This is a genomic window from Pseudomonas sp. GW822-FHT04H02 (assembly GCF_058800645.1).
This window is the reverse complement of record NZ_JBXAMM010000003.1, coordinates 154,208-169,563: the sequence shown is the minus strand read 5'-3', so window position 1 is coordinate 169,563 and position 15,356 is coordinate 154,208. Positions and strand designations below refer to the sequence as shown.

Annotated in this window: 18 protein-coding genes; 12 read left to right on the top strand and 6 right to left on the bottom strand. The window is 59.9% G+C overall.

Features of this window, described 5'->3' with window-relative positions; all coding sequences use genetic code 11:
• Positions 1–24 precede the first annotated feature (24 nt).
• The 3 genes from AC1RMG_RS13000 to AC1RMG_RS12990 all read left to right on the top strand — a co-directional run bounded on the left by AC1RMG_RS13000 (position 25) and on the right by AC1RMG_RS12990 (position 2,590).
• The gene (locus AC1RMG_RS13000) at positions 25–1,446 is read left to right on the top strand and encodes an MltF family protein (RefSeq protein ID WP_011062557.1); all 1,422 of its coding nucleotides are present in this window, start codon (positions 25–27) and stop codon (positions 1,444–1,446) included.
• A 103-nt stretch (positions 1,447–1,549) separates the two neighbouring features.
• Positions 1,550–1,984, top strand: coding sequence for a DoxX family protein (locus AC1RMG_RS12995; protein WP_053153111.1), 435 nt, complete (start codon positions 1,550–1,552; stop codon positions 1,982–1,984).
• Positions 1,985–2,269: 285 nt separating this feature from the next.
• Entirely contained in the window at positions 2,270–2,590 is a 321-nt protein-coding gene (locus AC1RMG_RS12990; RefSeq protein ID WP_011062555.1) for a hypothetical protein, read from the top strand.
• A gap of 131 nt (positions 2,591–2,721) precedes the next feature.
• On the opposite strand, the gene AC1RMG_RS12985 is transcribed toward AC1RMG_RS12990, so the two are convergent.
• Positions 2,722–3,351, bottom strand: a complete 630-nt coding sequence (locus AC1RMG_RS12985) for a response regulator transcription factor (RefSeq protein WP_011062554.1) — start codon at positions 3,349–3,351, stop codon at positions 2,722–2,724.
• A gap of 292 nt (positions 3,352–3,643) precedes the next feature.
• Here AC1RMG_RS12985 and greB point away from each other — a divergent pair, with 292 nt between their 5' ends.
• Positions 3,644–4,117 (top strand): transcription elongation factor GreB, encoded by a 474-nt coding sequence (gene greB / locus AC1RMG_RS12980; protein ID WP_011062553.1) that lies wholly within the window; start codon positions 3,644–3,646, stop codon positions 4,115–4,117.
• 33 nt (positions 4,118–4,150) lie between these two features.
• On the opposite strand, the gene AC1RMG_RS12975 is transcribed toward greB, so the two are convergent.
• Positions 4,151–6,655 carry an ABC transporter permease gene (locus tag AC1RMG_RS12975; protein ID WP_493169385.1) on the bottom strand — a complete coding sequence of 835 codons (2,505 nt, stop codon included), beginning with the start codon at positions 6,653–6,655 and terminating at the stop codon, positions 4,151–4,153.
• Positions 6,655–7,338: an ABC transporter ATP-binding protein gene (locus AC1RMG_RS12970; protein ID WP_493169383.1), complete on the bottom strand. Its 684-nt coding sequence runs from the start codon at positions 7,336–7,338 to the stop codon at positions 6,655–6,657. The genes AC1RMG_RS12975 and AC1RMG_RS12970 overlap by 1 nt, the downstream gene beginning before the upstream one ends.
• A gap of 10 nt (positions 7,339–7,348) precedes the next feature.
• Here AC1RMG_RS12970 and AC1RMG_RS12965 point away from each other — a divergent pair, with 10 nt between their 5' ends.
• The 3 genes from AC1RMG_RS12965 to AC1RMG_RS12955 all read left to right on the top strand — a co-directional run bounded on the left by AC1RMG_RS12965 (position 7,349) and on the right by AC1RMG_RS12955 (position 9,413).
• Complete coding sequence (locus tag AC1RMG_RS12965) at positions 7,349–7,954, top strand: arylesterase (RefSeq protein ID WP_019092884.1); 606 nt, start codon at positions 7,349–7,351, stop codon at positions 7,952–7,954.
• A 56-nt stretch (positions 7,955–8,010) separates the two neighbouring features.
• Entirely contained in the window at positions 8,011–8,304 is a 294-nt protein-coding gene (locus AC1RMG_RS12960) for a hypothetical protein (RefSeq protein WP_007931378.1), read from the top strand.
• A 134-nt stretch (positions 8,305–8,438) separates the two neighbouring features.
• Positions 8,439–9,413 (top strand): L,D-transpeptidase family protein, encoded by a 975-nt coding sequence (locus AC1RMG_RS12955; protein WP_015636545.1) that lies wholly within the window; start codon positions 8,439–8,441, stop codon positions 9,411–9,413.
• 126 nt (positions 9,414–9,539) lie between these two features.
• Here AC1RMG_RS12955 and oprI read toward each other — a convergent pair whose 3' ends face one another.
• Positions 9,540–9,791: an outer membrane lipoprotei OprI gene (gene oprI, locus AC1RMG_RS12950; RefSeq protein ID WP_003448337.1), complete on the bottom strand. Its 252-nt coding sequence runs from the start codon at positions 9,789–9,791 to the stop codon at positions 9,540–9,542.
• 641 nt (positions 9,792–10,432) lie between these two features.
• On the opposite strand from oprI, the gene AC1RMG_RS12945 reads away from it, so the two are divergent.
• A complete protein-coding gene (locus tag AC1RMG_RS12945) occupies positions 10,433–10,714 on the top strand; it encodes a GNAT family N-acetyltransferase (RefSeq protein ID WP_011062548.1) in 282 nt (93 codons plus the stop codon).
• A 60-nt stretch (positions 10,715–10,774) separates the two neighbouring features.
• Here AC1RMG_RS12945 and AC1RMG_RS12940 read toward each other — a convergent pair whose 3' ends face one another.
• Both AC1RMG_RS12940 and AC1RMG_RS12935 read right to left on the bottom strand, forming a co-directional pair.
• Entirely contained in the window at positions 10,775–11,851 is a 1,077-nt protein-coding gene (locus tag AC1RMG_RS12940) for a 3-deoxy-7-phosphoheptulonate synthase (RefSeq protein ID WP_011062547.1), read from the bottom strand.
• A gap of 140 nt (positions 11,852–11,991) precedes the next feature.
• Positions 11,992–12,426: a PilZ domain-containing protein gene (locus AC1RMG_RS12935; protein ID WP_011062546.1), complete on the bottom strand. Its 435-nt coding sequence runs from the start codon at positions 12,424–12,426 to the stop codon at positions 11,992–11,994.
• On the opposite strand from AC1RMG_RS12935, the gene AC1RMG_RS12930 reads away from it, so the two are divergent.
• The 4 genes from AC1RMG_RS12930 (at position 12,425) to AC1RMG_RS12915 (ending at position 15,300) form a co-directional block, all read left to right on the top strand.
• Complete coding sequence (locus tag AC1RMG_RS12930; protein ID WP_011062545.1) at positions 12,425–12,811, top strand: thioredoxin family protein; 387 nt, start codon at positions 12,425–12,427, stop codon at positions 12,809–12,811. The genes AC1RMG_RS12935 and AC1RMG_RS12930 overlap by 2 nt on opposite strands.
• Positions 12,811–13,767 carry a putative 2-dehydropantoate 2-reductase gene (locus AC1RMG_RS12925; RefSeq protein WP_368994271.1) on the top strand — a complete coding sequence of 319 codons (957 nt, stop codon included), beginning with the start codon at positions 12,811–12,813 and terminating at the stop codon, positions 13,765–13,767. Before AC1RMG_RS12930 ends, AC1RMG_RS12925 begins: the two co-directional genes overlap by 1 nt.
• Before the next feature lie 31 nt (positions 13,768–13,798).
• On the top strand, positions 13,799–14,704 hold the full coding sequence (locus AC1RMG_RS12920; RefSeq protein ID WP_015636544.1) for a 5'-nucleotidase: 906 nt from the start codon (positions 13,799–13,801) through the stop codon (positions 14,702–14,704).
• Positions 14,705–14,799: 95 nt separating this feature from the next.
• Positions 14,800–15,300: a universal stress protein gene (locus AC1RMG_RS12915; protein ID WP_011062542.1), complete on the top strand. Its 501-nt coding sequence runs from the start codon at positions 14,800–14,802 to the stop codon at positions 15,298–15,300.
• The last annotated feature ends 56 nt before the right edge of the window (positions 15,301–15,356 follow it).

Sequence of the window (15,356 nt, the reverse complement as noted above, 5' to 3'; positions counted from 1 at the left end):
AACAGTATTCTTTGCGGAGAACGGATGACCCGATCCTCGATATTGCTCGCGCTGTGCCTGTCATTGCTGCTGCCCTTGCCGGCGCTGGCGCGCTTGCCCGGGCCACTGGAAGCACACGCCACGGGAAAAGTGCGCGACCTGGCGGAAATCCGCAGCAGCCGGGTACTCCGGGTGCTGGTCAATCAGAGCCGCAATAGCTCCGGAGAAGTCCAGGGCCAGGCCATAGGTGTCGAGTACCACCGCCTGCGCTCGTTCGAGCAGTACCTCAATGGCCATGCTCGCGACGGCCAGGAAATCAGCCTGAAGATCATTCCCAAAGCCAAGGATCAATTGCTGGGTGCATTGCAGCGGGGCGAGGGCGACCTGGTGGCGCCTGGTGAGCTGCTGGAAGCCCAGCCCGGAAATGCGGTCAGCTCCAGCGACCCGATCGTCAGTAATGTTCCCCTGCTGCTGGTCGGGATCAAGGGTGAGCGCCGTTATACACGGATCGAACAGCTGTCCGGCAAGACCCTGACCCTGACTACCGGTAGTGCGGCGGGGGACGCGGTCAGCCAGATCAATCAGAAGCTGGCGCTGCACAAGCTGGCGCCGATCAAGGTGGAGTGGGTCGACCCCAGCCTGGCGGTGGAGGATGTGCTGGAAATGGTCCAGGGCGGCATTTTCCACCTGACGGTTGTCGAGCAGCCGATTGCCGAACGCTGGAGCAAGATCCTGCCCAAATTGCGTTTGGACAGGCAGTTGAAGATCAGTGAGCCGGGTGAAGAACACTGGTTTGTCCGGCGCGATGCGTCGATGCTGCGGGCGAGTATCGACCGCTTCCTCAAGACCTATAAGGCGCCGGCGGATCAGGATGTGGCGTTCCTGCGTATCTACCGACGCCAGTATCAGGTGCACTATCCCCTGGCCCGGGCCGACCGTCAGCGTCTGGAAAAACTGCGTCCGGTTTTGCAGAAGCATGCCGGCGAACAGGGCATGGACTGGCTGAACCTGGCGGCGCTGGCGTTCAAGGAGTCAGCGTTGCAACCCCCTTCCAGAAGCGGCAGCGGCCCTACCGGGCTGATGCAGATCACGCCTTCGGCAGCGCAGCGGGTCGGGGTCAACAATATTCAGTCCGTAGATAGCAATGTGCAGGCAGGGGCCAAGTACCTGGCGATGATTCGCCGTAAATTTTTTGCCAGCCCCAAACTCAATGAGCGCGAGCGCATGGCATTTGTGCTGGCGGCCTACAACATGGGGCCGGAGCGGGTGCAGGGTATGCGCAGTGAAGCCCGGCGGCGGGGGCTCAACCCCAACCAGTGGTTCTTCCAGGTGGAGCGCATCGCCATGGAGCAAGTGGGCATGGGGGCCGTCAGCTATGTTAATAGCGTCAACAAATACTATCTGGCCTTTGATCGTGAACGAGACTCCCTGGAGCCTCCGGAGCGAAAAGTTGCGTCACGTAAATAATCTAAAAAATCGATTATTAGCTTGGGTAATTTCCGCTTTTAACATGATTAAAACTGATTAGTATGGCGACCAACTTTCCTATCTTCACACAGGACTACACAGCATGAGCACACTGACCAACAAGCTACTGGGCACTCGCGCGGGCTACGGCTTGACCGTACTGCGGATCTTCGTCGGCATCATCTTCGTGGCTCACGGCTCGCAGAAACTCTTTGGCTGGTTTGGTGGTGGCGGTCTGGCGGGAACGGCGCAGTGGATGGAGAGTATCGGTCTGGCTCCCGGCTATTTGATGGCGTTGTTATCGGGGGGGACCGAGTTCTTTGCCGGTCTGGCACTGATTATTGGCCTGCTGGCGCGTCCCGCTGCATTGGGCCTGTCGTTTACCTTGCTGGTGGCGATTTTCTCGGTGCATATCAGCCATGGCCTGTTCATGGCCAACAACGGTTATGAGTTCGCTCTGGCACTGCTTGGCGGCACTGTCGCAGTTCTGATTGAGGGGGCCGGCAAGCTGTCTCTGGATGCGGTAATCGCCAAGTAAGTCGATACGCGGGCGGTGTTCCAGAGGCTCTGGATCAGCCGTCGGCAAAGTTATCCCAGGCCTGCGAATGCAGGCCTTTTTCGTTGCTGACAAATCTTGACACTGACCTGTCGGCTTCTCTAGGATGCTGCTCATGCGCCGATTTAAACAGCTACTTGCGGGGCGCCAGGTGAGTCGAAAGATCACTGATAGAAGCTATAGTCAGGCTTCGAAATACCGCTAAAGCGCTGGTTCGGTGTTGCCTCTCACCTGCCCGGCAGAAATCTGAGGCAGAGACACAATACGATGAATGCACCACGCCCCCTTGTACGTCTTGCGCCGATCACGGCGAGTCTTTCCCAGCGCAATCCGAAAATCCTCCTGGGTGGCAAGCACCAGCCCACACTATTGCGTTATCTCGACGGTTGGCCACGACGTTCCCCGGGCCCAGCGGCGTTTCTGATTCAATTTGTCGAAGAAGGTGAGTCCCTGGCACGCTTTGCCAGTGACAGCTTCGATCTGGCGGTCATTCCGGCACCCAGTGCTGCGGATGCTGCTGAAGTCATCAAGCAACTGACCCGCGTCGCTCGCCAGGGGTTGATCATCCGCCGCCAGTTCAGCAGTTGACCCGCCGGTAGTGCATCACGGCTGCTGAACTGCGCCTTGTACAGATCGGAATTCCATTGAACAGAAACCGACTGGAACGTCTTCAGTCGTGGCGGCTGTCCGTCATTTGATGGCGATTAATGGCTTGATGATCAAACTACGGCATTGCGTTTGGCCAATTCGGCCAAGGCCACCAGGTTGGAAACATTGAAACGCTTGAGTAACCGCACTTTGTAGGTGCTGACGGTCTTGTGACTGATCAACAGCGCATCGGCAATCTGCTGGTTGTTCAGACCGGTAGCCAGCAGTTTCAGCACTGTTATTTCGCGGTCGGTCAGGCGGGAAATCAACACACTCTCCTGGTTGGCGGCGTTGGTGTTCTGCTGCAGGATATTAATGGTGTCTTCCGGAAAGTAGCTGTACCCGGAAAGGATGGCCTTTACCGCATTGGCCAATTCGTGAAGGTTCTCGGTCTTGCACAGAAAGCCAGCGGCTCCGGCTTGCAGGCAGCGCAGGGCGAAGTTTTTCGAATCACTTGAGGTCAGTACCAGGGTCTTGACGTGCAGCCCGGCGGACTTGATGTGCGCGATGACCGAGAAACCATCCAGGTTGGGGATGCCCAGGTCGAGGATCAGCAGGTCCGGCAGGTGCTTGCGCACCAGTTGCACGGCATCGGCACCGTTGTCGGCTTCGGCGACGATATTGTGATGATGAGGATCCAGCACCGACCTGATGGCCAGTCTGATCAGTGGATGGTCATCGACGATAATGATGTTGCCCATGTGGTACTTTCCCTTTGTTTTTGAGGTGTTGGTAGTTATTGGCCAGCTCTGTGGGGAATGGGTATCAAGCAGTGTGGCGTGCCGATTGCCGACGCTCTTGTCGAACCTATGCCCTGGGCCGTACGGCTCGGCTGTTTGGCCCTATGATTGGCTGACCTCTCTGAAATCTAAATCGGACAAATCTGATAGTGATGTCCATAGATCGGTGGCAGATGCCGCTCATGACGTGCCGGCTTTGTCGGCTCATACAACTAATGCGCAGCATGCATAAGGCTGGAGGCTGATTAGCCAATTGAGTACCAAGCTCATCACACAGGATGGTTACGACGCTCTGAAACAAGAGCTGGACTATTTATGGCGGGAGAAGCGCCCGGATATCACGCAGAAGGTCACCTGGGCGGCCTCGCTGGGCGATCGCAGCGAGAATGCGGACTATCAGTACAACAAGAAGCTTCTGCGGGAAATCGATCGTCGGGTGCGCTACATACGCAAGCGCCTGGAAGACATGAAGGTGGTTTCCTACGCGCCGGAACAGGAGGGACGGGTGTTCTTTGGTGCTTGGGTCGAAGTCGAAAACGAGGCGGCCGAGATCAAGCGCTTTCGTATCGTCGGTTACGACGAGATCTACCTGCGCAAGGACTACATCTCCATCGATTCGCCCATGGCCAGGGCGTTACTGAAGAAGGAAGTGGGTGACGAGGCCGTTGTCCACACCCCGGCAGGTGAAACCTGCTGGTGGATCAACCAGATCGATTATGTGAAGTAGGCTCGCCGACCTGGGCAGGCGAGCCTTGGGCTTTCAACCTTCGCGCAATACATTCAGCGGGCTGGCGTTCAATGCTCGACGGGTACCGAAAACTCCCGCCCCGCCTACTAGCAGCGCCCCCACCAGAGGCAACAGTAACAGCCATGGATGCGGGTGCCAGGGCAGATCGAAAGCGAACCGGTAGAGCACCAGGCTGACCAGTTCGCACCCCAGTGCCGCCAGCAGGCCGCTGACTGCGCCCAGCAGGCCGAACTCGATCCGCCTGGCTTTCACCAGCAGTTGCCGCTCGGCCCCGAGGGCACGCAGCAGCGCCCCCTGGCGAATGCGTTCGTCCAGGGTGGCCTGGAGCCCGGAAAACAGCACTGCCATTCCTGCCGCCAGGACAAACAGCAACACATACTCCACCGCCAGGGTGACCTGGGCCAGGATGCTGCGCAGTTGTTCCAGCAGGGCTTCGACCTGAAGGATGGTCACTGCCGGGAAGGCCCGGGACAGCTCGACAATCTGCTGATCGTGCCCAGGGCTCAGGTAGAAGCTGGTCAAGTAGGTGGCGGGCAGATCCTTCAAGGTGCCCGGTTGGAAGATCATGAAGAAGTTTGGCTGGAAGTTGTCCCAGTTGATGCTGCGCAGGCTGGTGACCCGGGCCTCCCGGTTGGCGCCGGCGACCGTGAAGGTCAGGTGATCACCCAGCTTAAGCTTCAGGCTCTGCGCCACCTTGGCCTCGACCGAGACGCCGGGCAACCCATCGTCCGGCTGGGCTGACCACCAACTGCCCTCGATAATGCTGTTGCCGCTGGGCAGATCGGCGGCCCAGGTCAGGCTCAGATCGCGTTGTATGGCCCGATCACCGCTGGAATCCTTGCTGACGATCTCCCTTACCGGCTCGCCATTGATGCTCACCAGGCGCCCCGGAACCACGGGGTACAAGGGCGCCGAAGGGGCGGAGAGCTGCACCAGGCGCTCGCTGAAGGCCTGTTTTTCCGCCGGCAGAATGTTCAGTGCGAAGTAGTTGGGGGCATTTTTCGGCAATTGGTTTTGCCAGGTGTCCAGCAGTTCGCCCCGCAGCAGGGCAATCAGCGCCATGGACAACAGTATCAGGCCGAAAGCCAGGGATTGCCCGGCCGCAGCCAGGGGGTGACGCAGCAACTGGCCCAGGCCCAGGCGCCAGGGCAGGGCGGCGCGGGCCAGCAGGCGCCGCAGGCTTTGCAACAGCAGTAGCAACAAGCCACCCAATACCAGTGCCGCCAGCAGGCCACCGCCCAGCAGGGCGAAGGTCAGCACTAGGTCCAGGCTCAAGCGCCACATGATCAGGCCCAGGGCCAACAGAGCGGCGCCGTAGATCATCCAGGTGCTGGAGGGGATTGGCAGCAGGTCGCGCCGCAGTACGCGCAGCGGCGGCACCCGTCCCAGCGCAGCCAGGGGCGGCAAGGCGAATCCAGCCAGGGCCACCAGCCCGGTACCGATGCCGGCGATGGCGGGTAGCAATCCTCCGGGTGGTACGTCGTTGGGCAGCAGGTCATGTAGCAGGTAAAACAGGCCGAGTTGGGCCAGCCATCCCAGCAACGCCCCACTGAGGCTGGCCAGCAGACCCAGAACGCCCAGCTGTACGCTGAACAGCAGCATGGTTTCCCGGCGTGAGAGGCCCAGGCAGCGAAGCAGGGCGCTGGCATCAAAGCGTCGCCCGGCGAAGCGATTGGCTGACAAGGCTACTGCAACCCCTGACAGCAGCACCGCTACCAGGCTGGCCATGTTCAGATAACGTTCGGCCTTGCCCAGGGCTCCACCGATCTGCTGGTTGCCATCGCGGGCATCCTGCAGCCGCTGGTTGGCGGCCAGCGCCGGCTTGATCTGTTGACGATAGGCCTCAAGCGCCGGAGCCGGTCCGCGCCACAGTTCCTTGAAGCTGACCCGGCTGCCAGGCTGGACCACGCCGGTGGCTTGCAGATCTTGCAGGTTGATCAGGACCCGGGGCGTCAGGCTGTAGAAGTTGCCGGCCCGGTCAGGCTCGTAGGTCAGTACCCTGGCCAGGCGCAAGGTTTTCATGCCGACGTCGATGCTGTCGCCGATCTTGAGGTCCAGCGCAGTCAGCAAGCGCGGTTCGACCCAGGCGTCTCCGGGCGCGGGACCGCCGCCGGGCTCCTCGACCCCATAGGGGGCTGCGGCACTCTTGAGCTGCCCCCTCAGGGGGTAGGCTTCGTCGACGGCCTTGATGCTGGAGAGCTGGATCGCATTGTCGGTGGCAATGACGCTGGAGAACTCGACTATCCGCGCATGATCCAGCCCCAGTTTCAGGCCGCTGTCGAGCTGTTCCGGGCGTGCTGGGGAACTGCCTTCAAGCAGCAGATCGGCGCCGAGGAACTCGGTGGCGCGCAACAGCATGGCGCCGTTCAAGCGTGCACCGAAGTAGCCGATGGCCGTGCTGGCCGCAACCGCTACCAGCAAGGCGAAGAACAGTACCCGCAACTCTCCGGCACGGGCATCGCGCAATAGTTGGCGGACAGCGAGGCTGAACAGGCGCGGCAGCGGCAGACGTGCCATCAGGGCTCCATAGGGGCGACCAGCAGGCCCGCTTCAAGACGGATCAGGCGCCGGCAACGATGGGCCAGGCGTTCATCATGGGTCACCAGCACCAGGGTGGTGCCGCTTTCCTTGTTGAGTTCGAACAGCAGGTCGCTGATGCGTTCACCGGTATGGCTGTCGAGGTTGCCGGTGGGTTCATCGGCAAACAGCACATCGGGTTCGGCAGCGAAGGCCCGGGCAATGGCAACCCGCTGTTGTTCGCCACCGGAAAGCTGGCGTGGCGAGTGGCTAAGGCGCTGGCCAAGGCCAACCCGCTGCAGCAGTTCGGTGGCCCGCTCGCGGGCATCGCGACGGCCGTCCAGCTCCAGGGGCAGCATGACGTTTTCCAGGGCATTGAGGCTGTCGAGCAATTGGAAGGACTGAAAGACAAACCCTACATGCTCGGCCCGGATACGGGCCCGCTGATCCTCGTCCAGCTGGCTCAGGGCCTGGCCGGCGAGGGTGACTTCGCCGCTGCTGGGCAGGTCGAGCCCCGCCAGCAAGCCCAGCAGGGTCGATTTGCCGGAGCCGGAGGCGCCGACGATGGCCAGGCTGTCGCCCTGGTTCAGCTCGAGGCTGAGTTCATGCAGGATGGTCAGTTCACCTTCCGCGCTGGGAACCACTTTGCTAAGGTTCCGCGCAGTGAGAATGCTTGCGCCCATGGAGAATCCGATGCGTGTATGGTTTTTGAGTGCCGGCCTGGCCTTGATGTGCATGGCCCAGAACGCAGCGGCGGGTACGGTCCTGATCGTTGGCGATAGTATCAGTGCGGCTTTCGGCCTGGATACCCGTCAGGGCTGGGTAGCCCTGCTGGAAAAGAGGCTCAAGGACCAGGGTTTTAACGACAGGGTAGTCAATGCCTCGGTCAGTGGTGACACCAGTGCCGGGGGCCAGGCGCGGCTGCCGGCGCTGCTTGCAGAGCATAAGCCTGAAGTGGTGATTCTCGAGTTGGGGGGTAACGATGGCTTGCGCGGCCAGCCGCCCCGGCAATTGCAACAAAATCTTGCTTCGATGATCGACAGCTCCCAGGCCCAGGGTGCCAAGGTGCTGCTTTTAGGCATGCAATTGCCGCCCAACTATGGCGTGCGCTATACCCAGGCCTTTTCCCAGGTCTACAGCCAGTTGGCCAGCGAGAAAAAGGTAGCCTTGGTGCCGTTTTTTCTTGACGGGGTCGGGGGGCATCCCGAACTGATGCAGGCAGACGGTCTGCACCCTGCGGCAGCGGCCCAGGGCAAGTTGCTGGAAAATGTCTGGCCGACGCTAAAACCGCTGCTTTGACGCTTTTCTAGTGACAGTGTTTCGGCTAATGTGGCGCCCCCGATTTGGAGCCCCCGATGCCGCGTCCCGCCTGGTCCCTGTTTGCCTATCAACTGATCGAGCCTGATGAGCAGCTTGACCTGTTCGCCTGCCAGGAAGTTCGGGTGCATCTGGTGACGCGTCAACTGGAGTTGGGCGGCTCTGCCGACCGCACCTTGTGCGGCACTTTGTTGCCCGCGCAACCGCGCTGGTCGAGCGTGGATCGGACGATTTTCCAGGACCAGCGACTCTGCCCGTTGTGCCGGGCGATTCTGGAGTCGCAAAAACGTGGCACTCCGCCAATCTGGCCTGAGCTGCGTTTCGAGTTGTAGGCGGCCGCCAGCAGGCCGTTTCGACAGGGAATTCATGTGTCTGCGCTTGTCTCCCCGGCCTGGCTGCCGTAGCCGGAGGGCGGGGTGTACAATCGTGTTTCTTTCATTCGTTGTTCATGCGAAGGATTATCCGGATGTTGCCCCGCCTCCCTGTCGTCACCCGCTGCCTGACACTCGCCGCCTTGTGTGTGGCCGGTCCTGTTGCCGCATTGGAATTGCCTCTACCGCCGCCGGGTGAAGACATCGTCGGCCAGGTACAGGTGATCAAGGCCAAGTACGAGGATACCTTCGCCGACCTGGGCACGACCTACGACCTGGGTTACCTGGAAATGGTCGCGGCCAACCCGGGGGTCGATCCCTGGCTGCCGGGGGCGGGCACCGAGGTGATCCTGCCTACGCGTTTCATTCTGCCGCCCGGGCCGCGCGAAGGCATCGTGATCAACCTGGCCGAGTATCGACTGTACTACTACCCCAAGGGTCGGAACGTGGTCTACACCTTCCCGCTGGGTATTGGTCGTGAAGGCTGGGGGTCACCGATCGCGCACACCAGCATTACCGCGAAAACCCCGAATCCGACCTGGACGCCCCCGGCGTCGATCAAGGCCGAGCATGCCGCCGACGGTGACCCCTTGCCGAACGTGGTACCGGCCGGGCCGGACAACCCCTTGGGGCCATTCAAGTTCACACTTGGCACGCCGGGTTACCTGATTCACGGTTCGAACAAGAAGTTCGGTATCGGCATGCGCACCAGCCACGGCTGTTTCCGCATGCTCAACAACAACGTGCTGGAAATGGCCGGCATGGTGCCGGTGGGAACTTCGGTGCGCATCATCAACGATCCGTACAAGTTCGGTATCAGCGGCGGGAAAGTCTACCTGGAAGCTCATACGCCGTTGGATGACAAAGGCAATCCTTCGGTGGTCGACAAGCACACCGCAGTGATCAATGCCTTGCTCAAGCGTGAGGACCTGGCTAACAACCTGCGCATGAACTGGGATGTGGTGCGTGATGTAGTGGCAGCCGAAGATGGCTTGCCGGTGGAGATCGCCGTGCCGACGACAGCGCCTGTGACAACAATGTCCAACGCGACCTACGATTTGCAGCAGTAAGCGCTTAAGTGCAACCCGCCGATACCTGCTGGTAGCGGCGGGTTTTTTATTGCCGGTGAAGAACTCCGGGCAATAAAAAAGCCGATCCAAAAAATGGATCGGCTCGATAACAATCCCGAGGGACTATTACTTGCGGCTAGCTTTTTCCAGCATACGCAGAGCGCGCTCGTTAGCTTCGTCAGCAGTCTGTTGTGCTTTTTGAGCAGCAGCCAGAGCTTCATCAGCTTTACGATAGGCTTCGTCTGCACGAGCCTGAGCACGAGCTGCTGCGTCTTCAGTAGCAGTCAGACGAGCTTCGGTTTCTTTGGATACGCTGCTGCAACCGGTAGCCAGAACTGCGGCCAGAGCCAGAGCAGAGAATTTCAGAACGTTGTTCATCGTGTTCCCCTTCAAGGACTTTCTATTAGTAGCTATCACCTCAGAGTGAGGAAATAGCCGGCGTACATACTACCCATTACTTGTAGTAAGTAAACTGACGTAGCGCAAGAAGCAAAAAAAATTCTAGGCGCTGTTTCTTTTTCGAGCAACTTTTTAGCGGGTTGTATAAAAAATATTCAGCGGCGAAGCTCCGGGGCCGAATGCTGCTTGTTTGCCAGCATCGTTATCGGAGTTTCCGGGCGCTGTTTCAGAGCCTAGGCTAAAGTCGGTCTATATTGTGTCGACTGCACTTTTCTTCAGAATTTGTTCAGCCCTGAACCTATGTTTAAGCATCTTGTGGGTGACTTTAAGAGGCGTCGCTCGTCTTATGTTTCAGCATCCGGCGATGTACCGTCTCAAGACGTTTAGGTATCGATCCCGACTAAGGCTCGTACTCAGCCTCAACAAGGTTTTGCGCCGATCTGTGACGAGTGTGGCTTGAGCATTTGTGCCAATGGCGCCTATATTTTGTAACGTGCTGATGGCGCAAGAGCGAGAGCTTCTACGGGCGGCCGACAGGCACGAGGTGGCGTAAGTTGTTCCTTCGCCGGAAAAACATCGGTAAGGTAGGGGTCAGCATTCCAGACCCGCAAGGAGTAGTGATGAGCGAGGCGTTGTCCATCCACCATGACCAGGCTGGTCATCAGTTCGAGACCAATGTGGACGGTCATCGTGCCTACCTGACCTATATGGACCTGGGTAAGCAGACCCTGGATATCTATCGCACTTTCGTGCCCAACGCACTGCGTGGGCGCGGTATTGCCGCGGCGTTGACCGAGCAGGCGCTGGAGTACGCCGAACGCATGGGCTACACAGTGATTCCGTCCTGCTCGTACGTAGAGCGCTATATGGAGCGTCATCAGCGTCACGCAGCAAAGCTCTGACCGGGGCGACCATGAAAAACGCCGGGCTTGGCCCGGCGTTTTTGTGTCTGCAGGAAAGGGTCAGCTGCGATCGCGTTTCGGCAAGACGTCCTTGAGCTTGGCGTGCATGCCGCGCAGGGTCTTCTCGGTACTTTCCCAGTCGATGCAGGCATCGGTGATCGATACGCCGTACTGAAGTTCCGACAGGTTCTTCGGAATCGCCTGGCAACCCCAGTTCAAGTGACTTTCCACCATCAGGCCGATGATCGACTGGTTGCCCTCGAGGATCTGGTTAGCCACGTTTTCCATGACCAGCGGCTGCAGTGCCGGGTCCTTGTTGGAGTTGGCGTGGCTGCAGTCGATCATGATGTTCGGCTTGATCTTGGCCTTGCTCAGGGCCTGCTCGCAGACGGCGACGCTGACCGAGTCATAGTTGGGCTTGCCGTTGCCGCCGCGCAGTACCACGTGGCCGTAGGCGTTGCCTTTGGTGGTGACGATCGACACGCCGCCCTGGGGGTTGATCCCCAGGAAACGGTGAGGGCTGGAAACCGACTGCAAGGCGTTGATTGCCACAGTCAGGCCACCGTCGGTGCCGTTCTTGAAGCCCACGGCCGAGGACAGGCCCGAAGCCATTTCGCGGTGAGTCTGGGATTCGGTGGTACGTGCACCAATGGCCGACCAGCTGATCAGGTCCTGCAAGTATTGCGGGGAGATCGGGTCCAGGGCTTCAGTGGCAGTAGGCAGGCCCATTTCAGCCAGGTCCAGCAGCAATTGGCGACCAATGTGCAGGCCGTCCTGGATCTTGAACGAGTCGTCCAGGTAAGGGTCGTTGATCAGGCCTTTCCAGCCGACGGTGGTCCGCGGTTTCTCGAAATAAACGCGCATCACCAGGTACAGGGTGTCGGAGACTTCAGCCGCCAGTGCCTTGAGCCGCTCGGCGTATTCGTGGGCTGCCTTGATGTCGTGGATCGAGCAGGGCCCAATGACGATGAACAGGCGGTGATCAGTGCCGTCGAGGATATTGCGGATCACTTCGCGACCCTTGGTCACGGTGCGCAAGGCGGTGTCGCTCAGCGGGATGTCTCGTTTGAGTTGATCAGGGGTGATCAGGGTCTCGTTGGAGGCGACGTTAAGGTCGTTGATCGGTAAATCAGCCATCGTGTTACTCGTCAGGTCACGGGTGCCGGCCGCCAGCGATCCCCGCGCGGCGGAGCACAGCGGATTTGAGCGCGTCGGGGAGCGGAACCTTAGCGCGTTAGCCGGTGACTCTACAATGGGCAGGTGGCGGTTTTATTGGGCTATGGCTGCACAAAAGCCTGGTGCACACGGTCTTCGGAATAGTCTTCTGCGTGCTGCTCGACCCAATCCAGCGCCAGCGCCTCAATGCATTGCTGTTCGCTCTGAGGTTCATGCAGGCGACAGTAGCGGGCGATCTGGCACACCTGCTCACCCATGCGCGCGCCGAACAGCGTTTGTTCGTCGACGAAAGCGATGCCCACCAGGTAGCCACGCTTGCGTTTCAGGCACCAGGCGACATAGCCGTTGTAACGGGCGTTATCCCCCAACGTTGGCATGTACACCTCCAGCGCGGTACCGCGGCGCCAGGCACGGTGGTAATTGCACGCCATGCCACCGAGGCTGATAGTGTGCAACCGCTGGCGTGAAATACAGGCGTGCTTGCGCAAGGTCAGTTCAACCGGAACATCATCAGGATGAGGCAGAAAACGTCCCATGACCGCAGACTCCGAGTGTCGTCCATTTGACATTGTTTCCCCCAGTATAGTGCTCGAATTGGAACTGACCGATTTCGATATCGACCAGCAATTACTGGGCCTGGGCGGCGTTTCCCTGGTTGTTTTCACCAGTGTCGGCTGTTCCAGTTGCCGTTGGGCCCGGGCGCGGTTGCCGGAGTTGGAGCTACCCATCGACCGTCTTTGCTGGGTCGATGCGGGCGATAATGGCGGTGCGGTTCAGCGCTATCAGGTGTTCCACTTGCCGGCTTTGTTCGTGGTCCGCGACGGTGAGTTTCATGGAGCGCTACAGTCGCGCCTGACGCAGCAGGATCTCAGCGAGAGCCTGCGTCAGGCGCTTAATCGAATACCAGAGGAGTTGCCTTGATGGGTGCAGGCCGTAAACCGCGTGTAGGCATTATCGGGACCGGAGCGATCGGAGGTTTTTACGGGGTGATGCTGGCACGTGCCGGTTTCGACGTGCACTTTTTATTGCGCAGCGAATATCCGGCAGTGCTCGAGCATGGGCTGCAAGTCAACAGCAGCCAGCACGGCAAGCTGACGTTGAAGCCGGCGCAGGCCTACGCCAATGCCGAACAGATGCCGCCTTGCGACTGGCTGCTGGTGGGCGCCAAGACCACCAGCAACCTTGATCTGGCGCCGGCGATCATTCAGGCCGCGGCCACCGATGCCAAGGTTCTGGTACTGCAGAATGGGCTGGATGTCGAAGACGACCTGCGCGCGGTGCTTCCCGATTCGCTGCATCTTCTGGGCGGCTTGTGCTTTATCTGTGTGCACCGCGCCGGGCCCGGGCAGATCGAGCACCAGGCGCTTGGCGCGGTAAACCTGGGTTACCACAGTGGCCCGGCCAGTGCCGATGCGACCCTGAGCCAGGCGATAGTCGAGGAGGGCGCCGCGCTGTTTCGCGAGGCGGGGCTCGATTCCCAGGCCATGAGCAACCTGCAGCAGGCGCGCTGGCAGAAGCTGGTGTGGAATGTCCCGTATAACGGCCTGTCGGTTCTGCTCCGAGCCAGTACCACGCCACTGATGGCCGACCCCGCCAGCCGCGAGCTGATCCAGGACCTGATGCAGGAAGTGCTGCAGGGGGCGGCGGCTTGCGGGCATGCCATCCCCGCGGCCTATGCGCAGCAACTGTTCAAGTCCACCGAGCACATGCCGGATTACTGGCCCAGCATGTACCATGATTTCCTGCACCAGCGTCCTCTGGAACTGGCAGCTATCTATGCTGCACCCTTGGCGGCAGCGCGGGCCGCAGGTTGTGAGCTGCCGAAGATCCAGGCGTTGTACCAGGCCTTGAGTTTCATCGACCGGCACCACGCCTGAGTTGGGCTTATTACCTTTAAGGGGATGAAATATGGCAAAGGGCCTGGATGGCAAGCTGGTGGTGGCGATCTCGTCGCGGGCGCTGTTCGACCTGGGCGACAGCCACAAGGTCTATCTGGCCCAGGGGGTCGAGGCCTATCGGCAGTACCAGATCGAACATGAAGAGGAAGTCCTCGAGCCCGGTGATGCCTTCCCTCTGGTCAAGAAACTCCTCAGCCTGAATGCCAGCCTGGGCCGAGCCCGGGTCGAAGTGGTGCTGGTCTCGCGCAACAGTGCCGACACCGGGTTGCGTGTGTTCAACTCGATCGAGCACTACGGCCTGGGCATTTCCCGAGCAGCCTTCGTCGGCGGGCGCAGCCCTTATCCCTATCTGGCGGCCTTTGGCAGCGACCTGTTTCTCTCCACCCATGCCGATGATGTGCGCAGTGCACTAGAGGCCGGCTTTGCTGCGGCAACCATTCTGTCCGGCGGCACCCGGCGCGCTGAAAATGGCGAACTGCGCATCGCGTTCGACGGTGATGCGGTGCTGTTTTCCGATGACTCGGAGCGTATCTACCAGTCCGGCGGCCTGGAGGCATTCCAGGCCAGTGAGCGGCAGTCGGCACGAGAACCGTTGCCGGGCGGGCCGTTCAAGGGGTTCCTGGCGGCACTCAACCTGCTGCAGGGAGAGTTTTCCGATGAGGCCAGTCCGATCCGTACCGCCTTGGTGACAGCCCGTTCCGCGCCGGCCCATGAGCGGGTAATCCGCACCTTGCGCGAGTGGAACATCCGCCTGGACGAATCGCTGTTCCTTGGCGGGCTGGAAAAAGCCGCCTTCCTCGAAGCCTTTGCAGCCGACGTGTTCTTCGACGACCAGGCCGGTCACTGCGAGCTGGCTCGCGAAGTGGTCGCCACCGGTCACGTGCCGCACGGCGTGAGCAACGAAACCAAGGCTTGAATCCTAAAATCCGTGGTTTTTCCTCGGACCTCCCACAGTTCCAGGCACTGCTAAGCTGAATCAATCTCCGCCATCTTGGCAGTTGAGGAGGTCATATGATTCGTTCGATGCTGTATGCCACTGACCTCGGTCTGTATGCGCCCTTTGTGATGCAACATGCCCTGGAGCTGGCTCGAACGTTCAATGCCGACTTACATGTAGTGCACGCCGTGGAGCCCATGGGCCTGTTCGCCGAATCAGTGTTGCAGAGCTACCTGGATGAGCAGTCGTTGAATGAGTTTCACCGCCAGGGCCTGAATACAGTGATGGCCAATATAGAGCAACGGGTGCTGGACAGTTTTCGCGAGGAGCTGGGGGAGGGGATGCAGGACCTGACCTTGATCCAGTCGGTGCGGGTGCTTCAGGGGGACCCGTCCCAGGTGATTCTGGAGCAGGCGGGGAAACTCTCTGTGGATTTGCTGATCGTAGGAAGTCACAGCCATGGGGTGGGGGCGCAAACGCCTTTGGGGCGTACCGCAACGCGAGTTCTGCAACTGGCCAAAGTCCCGGTTTACCTGGTGCCTCTGGTGCAGCGTCGACGTCAGGGCGATACCTGAGGATGGAATGGAAAATTCTGAATAAAAGTTCTAGATTTATTCTCCTGACCATTAAT